This is a genomic window from Paenibacillus sp. AR247, from assembly GCF_002968895.1.
Taxonomy (GTDB): domain Bacteria; phylum Bacillota; class Bacilli; order Paenibacillales; family Paenibacillaceae; genus Paenibacillus_AQ; species Paenibacillus_AQ favisporus.
In genome coordinates this window covers 22,584-28,677 of record NZ_PCZT01000018.1, presented here as the reverse complement: position 1 = coordinate 28,677, position 6,094 = coordinate 22,584, and the positions used below count along the sequence as shown (strand labels likewise).

General features: G+C 55.8%; 3 protein-coding genes and 1 pseudogene. 1 reads left to right on the top strand and 3 read right to left on the bottom strand.

The features are described 5' to 3' along the window. Together CPT76_RS40525 and CPT76_RS25900 are read right to left on the bottom strand one after the other, a co-directional pair. A partial coding sequence (locus CPT76_RS40525) for an alpha-L-fucosidase (RefSeq protein ID WP_258168809.1) occupies positions 1-668 on the bottom strand: 668 nt, incomplete at its 3' end. Between the two features lie 83 nt (positions 669-751). Then, positions 752-2,140: an alpha-L-fucosidase gene (locus CPT76_RS25900; protein ID WP_105444956.1), complete on the bottom strand. Its 1,389-nt coding sequence runs from the start codon at positions 2,138-2,140 to the stop codon at positions 752-754. Positions 2,141-2,326: 186 nt separating this feature from the next. On the opposite strand from CPT76_RS25900, the gene CPT76_RS25895 reads away from it, so the two are divergent. Beyond that, positions 2,327-4,627, top strand: a complete 2,301-nt coding sequence (locus CPT76_RS25895; protein ID WP_105444955.1) for a helix-turn-helix domain-containing protein — start codon at positions 2,327-2,329, stop codon at positions 4,625-4,627. Positions 4,628-4,720: 93 nt separating this feature from the next. On the opposite strand, the pseudogene CPT76_RS25890 reads toward CPT76_RS25895, so the two are convergent. Next, positions 4,721-6,047 (bottom strand): annotated as a pseudogene (locus CPT76_RS25890) (type 2 periplasmic-binding domain-containing protein); the annotation flags it as partial. Positions 6,048-6,094: the final 47 nt, after the last annotated feature.

Below are 6,094 nucleotides of genomic sequence, written 5' to 3'. Positions count from 1 at the left end.
CCCTGCAGACGGGAATTGATGATGATGTCCGGATTCAGCGTGTGCAAATATTCCTTAAAGGCCGGCAGGTTCCACTGCTCGGCGCTGCGCTCCCAGTCCCCGTCGAACCAGAGCAGATCGACCTTGCCGTAATTCGTCAAAATTTCCTGCAGCTGGTTGTTGTTAAACTCGAGGAACTTCTGCCAGCGCTCTTCGTCCTGAACGCCGTCCTGAGGGCTGGAGAAGCGGTTGGCCGTGCTCAAATCTTCCGGCACCTTGCCCCCTTCATAGACACTCGAATAGTCGGGATGGGACCAGTCGATCAAGGAATAATACATGCCCAGATGGATCCCGCGCTTCTGGATGGCCTCCGCGTACTCCTTAACGATGTCCCGCTTGGCCGGCGTTTTCTGAATGACGTTCAGATCGCTGTACTTTGTGTCCCAGAGCGCTACCCCGTCATGGTGCTTCGTCGTCAGCACCGCATATTTGGCGCCGGACTTTTCGATCAAGTCGGCCCACGCTTCGGCATCGAATTTCGACGCCGTAAATCCGTCCAGCTGCTTCATGTATTGTTCATAGGGAATGTGTCCGTTGTAGAATGACCAGGACTCAGCCACTCCGTCGACGGCATAAATGCCGTAGTGGATAAAAATCCCCAGCTTTGCGTTTTCAAACCATGGTTGCATATCGGTCGCACCTTTCGCGTTGTATTCAATTGTTTATAGGCGGTGTTTGGATTTATACTCTTATGCCGCGCCCGCCCGCTGTCTTAGCGGATACGGAACACGTGCGCGATCGGCGCCAGCCCTTCGCGTTCCTTCTCCGGAAGGCGGATGGCGACGCCGTCATCCGTGCGCCGGAATTCCAGGTTGTCCGCTCCGCCGACGAGATCGATCCGGCTGAACGGCTGCTGCAGCGGCAGATGCAGCTCCGCTGGAACCGCTTCGTGTTCGTCCCGGTACAGGTAAAAGGCGTAGGTCGTGTCGCCTTTTTGGGTGAACTGCGCCCGGCCGACCGAATACGGCTCGCAAATCCGCGTGCCATAAATGGCTTCGCCGTGAACCTTCAGCCATGCGCCCATGCCCTTGATGCGGGAGATAGCCGTTTTGGAAATCCGTCCGTCCGGCTGCGGTCCCACATTGAGCGCCAAATTGCCGCCCTTAGCAACAATTTCAACCAGCAGATGGATCAGCTGGCGAACCGTCTTGTAGTCGTCCTCATAACGGAAGGAGAAGGCCGATCCCATCGTGATGCAGCTCTCCCAAGGTACGCTCAGCGCGCGTTCGGGCAGCGTCTGTTCCGGCGTGATCAGGTTTTCGTAAGGTCCGCCCACCGTGCGGTCCGCCGACAGCAGCCAAGGCTGAATTTTCCGCGCCCGCTCAACCACTTCGCCCAGACGGATGTTCTGATCCCGATAGTCGTTGACCCAGCCGGCATCCAACCACAGCACGTCGATCTTTCCGTAATTCGTCATGAGCTCCATGATCTGTTCATGCGTGAACTGGACGAACTGCTCCCACAGCCAAGGATATTCCTTCGGATCGTAGGTCGGCCCGCGGGATGTCGTTGTTCCCGGCTTCATCCCGGGAGCCCAGTAATACGGGGTGTGCCAGTCCGCCTTGGAGAAGTAGGCGGAGATGCCGAGCCCTTTTTCCCGGAAAGCGTTAAACAGCTGCTTGGTGATGTCCGCGTATTTGTGCGTATGGAACGGGCAGTCCGGCCCGGTGATACGGTAATCGGTCGTCTTTGTATCCCACATGCAGAACCCGTCATGGTGCTTAGTCGTAAAGTTTAAATATTTAAAGCCGTTCTCGGCGGCCAGATCCGCCCACAGCTCCGGCTGGAAACGGAGCGGGTTGAACGTCTTGTTCAAGGCAAAATACTCGCGTTTCAGCTCCTCCGCATCGATGTCCCAGTCGATTTCGTTTCTGGACCATTCCTCATCCACGTCGCTTAGCGCCCAAGATTCCACCAATCCGAGCTGGGAATAAGGCCCCCAGTGCATCATCAGGCCCAGTTTCTGGTCTTTGAACCATTCCAGGCGCTCCAGCAGCAGCGGATCCTCGGGTTTCACCCAATGCTCTTCACTGCTGTAATTGTGGACGCCTTCCACGACGACGGACTCCTGTTCTTCCTGGACCTGCTTGATTTCGCTCATCTTACACCCTCCATTGATTCGGATTTTTATCATAGATTGAGCTGCCCGCCGCTAAACCGCGCCTTCCTATCAACAAAATTCTCCATATTTCGACTTCGTTCGTTTTTCTCTCTATGTCCAAAAGCCCGAAATATTGGTATCATGGAACTTGATCAGACGCATTACGGTTAACGGGAGGCAGAATTGTTGAAGAAAAATTACTTCAAGTCCAAGCTGTTTTTGAAATATATCTGGTCCTATTTATTTATCTTGTTGATTCCCTTGATTCTCATGACGATTTTTATTTATGAAAACGCTGTGACGAACCTCCGGTCCGAGATCGAGCACTCCCGGCTGGATCAGCTGACCCAGACTAAAGTGATCATTGACGGGCGGATGAAGGAGCTCAGCGAAATCGCTTCCCGTGTCTCCTATGACGAGAGACTGACGAAATACCGGGTTCATGACCCGCTGACGAGCGGAGACGCCATTCAGGCACTGGATCAGTACAAGGCAACCAGCTCGATTATCGGCGAAATTTTCCTCTATTTTCATAAGGATGAGAAAATCTATTCCAGCAACGGCCTGTACAATCTTGATGTATTCGCCAAAAAGTTCAGCTTCCAGAGCTGGGACAAGAGCCGGATGTTCAAGGATCTCAATGAGGGCCAGTATCCGGAGATGCGTCCCGCCGATACGGTCAGCAACGCTTCCGGTTTAAAAGAAACGATGCTCGCGTACCTGATTCCGATTACGCCCAACAGTCCGACGCCGCACGGAACGGTCATGTATTTGATCCGGGAATCCGAGCTTACCAGCCTGATCGATTCCATTCTCGGCAGCTATCAGGGGCTGACGTATATTCTCGACAACGAAGGCCGCATTCTGGTGGACAACCGTCAAGGCGAAGCGCTCACCGGAAGCGAGGCCAAGTCGCTGATCAATCTGTCCCCTGGCATTCACGAACGGACCATTAACGGCAAGGCGCATTCCATCGTCTCGGTCAAATCCGACAATAACGGCTGGACCTACGTTACCGCCATGCCGAGCTCGCAATTCTTCAGCAGCGTTCTGCACGTGCGGAGCTTTATCATCATGCTGTTCATCATTGTCGTCCTTGTTGGCGCGGCCATCGCACTGCTCCTTGCCCGCATGCAGTACCAGCCGATCTCGATGCTCGTGGAGTTTGCCTCCACCAACTCCCCGGCCAAGCGGCCGCAGAGCGGCAAGACGCCGTCCGGCAACGAGCTGGACCGGATCCGCACCGCGCTTCAGGAATACAGCTCGCGGATCGATTTGCAGGAGCCGTTCGCCCGCAACCACTTCCTGTCGATGCTGCTGAAGTACGGCAGCGCCCAGAGCCTGTCGCCGGAGCTGCGGGAGGCGTTCGACCTTCATTTTGACCGGTCACGGTACTTTGTGATGGTCATCGGGTCGGAGCCGGCAGAGCAGGAGAAAAGCGACCTGCAGGACCGCACCGAAATGATCCGGCTGCTGACCCAGATCGAATTCCCTGAGCTAGCTGCTCTCGGCTATGGCGTGGAGCTTCCGCAGCTGGACCAGCTGGGGCTCATCATCTGCTACGATCCGGAAGAAGGCGCCGAGGAATTCAACCGGATGCACCAGATCGTCGAGGCGGTCCGCGGCTGTCTGCTCGAATCCTTCGACGTCTTTCCGATGATCGGCGTCGGCACCAGCTATCCGAGCCCGGACCAGCTGAACCAGTCCTTCATCGAAGCCTGCTCGGCTTTCGAGCTGCGGGCGACCACCGGCCAAGGCAGCGTCACGTATTTCGAGAAGCTGTCCTACACGCCGGACCATACGGCCTGGGTACCGAACAACACGCTGATGAAGCTGTCTCAGAGCTTGAAGCAGGGCAGCTACGACGTTGCCGCCCAAATTATCTCCTCGTCGGTGCAGGACCTGCAGGTGGCCGAGGTATCGGCGATGCTGATGCGCTGCGTCTGCTTCGACCTGCTCAACACGATCCTCAAGACGGCATCCGAGCTCGGCATCCACAGCGTGCTGCAGGACGTGCCTCCGGGCATGGTGTACAGCAGCTCGCTCGAGGAAGTCGAACGCGGCCTGCTCAGCCTGGCTTCCCGGATCTGCAGCCAGGTCGAGCGGAATAACCAGAAGGAAGAGCAGTCGATGATCGACCGGATCGTCGCTTACATCGACAGGCATTACACCGACCATACGCTGAGCCTGGAGAGTGTCGCTTTTGAATTCGACATCTCGCCGTCCCACGTCAGCCGGTCGTTCAAGGAAAAGATGGGGCTGAACTTTATCCAGTACGTCTGGCAGAAGCGCCTCGAAGAGGTGATTCATCAGCTGCGGACGACCAGCGATCCGCTCAAGGACATCATTCTGCGGGTCGGCTACCAGGACACCCCGAACTTCACGCGGAAGTTCAAGAAGGAAACCGGCTACACGCCGGGACAGTACCGGAAGCTGTTCTCCGAAACCGGCCAGCCTCCCGCTTCTTCCGATCCGGACGAGGAATGAGGCTGCGCCTCTTCCCGCTTCTTCTTAAAGCAATAGCCAACTCCCCTGCCGCTTGCGCAGCAGGGCGATGTTGGCTATTTGCTTTTGCATGGACTTGCCCGAGTTCCAGCGGTCGTAAGCGCCCTGGTACCAGCTCGGCGATCCGGTCGCCTCCCATTTTTTTGATTTGCGCTACATATTTGTCCCAGTTCGAGAGCGGTTCCTGACCGGTCACGAACTTCGCTTCCATCTGCTTGACATAGGTGTTCAGGTCGGACAACAATGCCGTTGCTTCCGTCTGCTCTTCATTGGTCAAATAGACGTTCGGGAACGGCGTTTTGCCGATCGGCGTCAGCTTCTCTGCGTTTTCTTTGTCAATGAAGCGGTCAAAGTCGCTCTTCAGTCCTTTGGTCAATTCCGCAGAGTTCATGCCCGGCGCAAGAATGCCGTAGTTCGGAGTCAGTGTGCCGCGATATTCCTCACGGTCGCCGCCGCCCGGTACCGGCAGCCATTCTTTCTCATGGGTTTCTTTATCTTTGTATTTCCACAGCGTATTCTCCGGTCCCTGACTGAACAGCGTAGCTCCGTCATAACCGTATTGGTAGTCGATCCAGCGCATCGTCGCTTCCGGATTCGAGTCCTTGCTCGTAATCGCAAACGTGCCGTTGGCCGAAATACCCGGGTGCTTGCCGTAAACCGGCGTTCCCGGAATTTCGCTGGCGACCGGCGTCATGAGCGGGTTGTCCGAGCTTGGTTCGCCGCCCAGCGTGAAGTAAGGGAAATAGTCGTTGAACACGCCGATCTGGTTGTTTTGCCCCTTGGCCTTCTTCTGATCCGGCGTCTGCGAGAACGTCTCGTGATCCAGAAGGTCTTCCTTCCACAGTTTAATCGGGCTGCGGTACCATACCGCCGACAGATCGATGTTCGGGAGCGCATAGATATGCCCGTCAGGCGTCGTAAACGACTTTCGGATATCCGGATGCTCGTCGAAAATTTTCTTGATGTTAGGTGCATAACCTTCGTCGATGTACTTTTCGAGCGGGATCAGAACGCCCTGGCTGCCGTATGTCACCTGCTCCGCCGGTTTCAAATCCGCCGCATAGAATATGTCCGGCAAGTCGCCGCTCGCGAATACGAGGTTCTTTTTTGTCTCAAAGCTGTCGATCGGCGAAAGCTGGTATTCCAGGTGGATGCCCGTCAATTTCTCCATCTCTTGCAGCACGGGCATTTTATTCCAATCGGCCACGCCCGCATCCTGGGACATCACTTTCAGCGTGAGCGGCTTGTCCACGATCGGAAAGCCTTCTTTTTTAACCCCTTCGGCCGCAGATCCGGCAGCTGAGGAGGAACCCCCGTCGCCGTTGGAACCGCAGGCTGCCAGCAGGCTGGCGGATACGGTGAGGCAGAGCAGAATGGATGACGCCTTGCGAAGCTTTTTCATGTTTTACAAACTCCCCTTTTTGACTTGATGTCGATTCTAAGCAGGTA

Excerpts from the sequence above, each read along its gene's own strand:
- CPT76_RS25900 (WP_105444956.1), bottom strand. The coding sequence starts at position 2,140 with ATGAGCGAAATCAAGCAGGTCCAGGAAGAACAGGAGTCCGTCGTCGTG.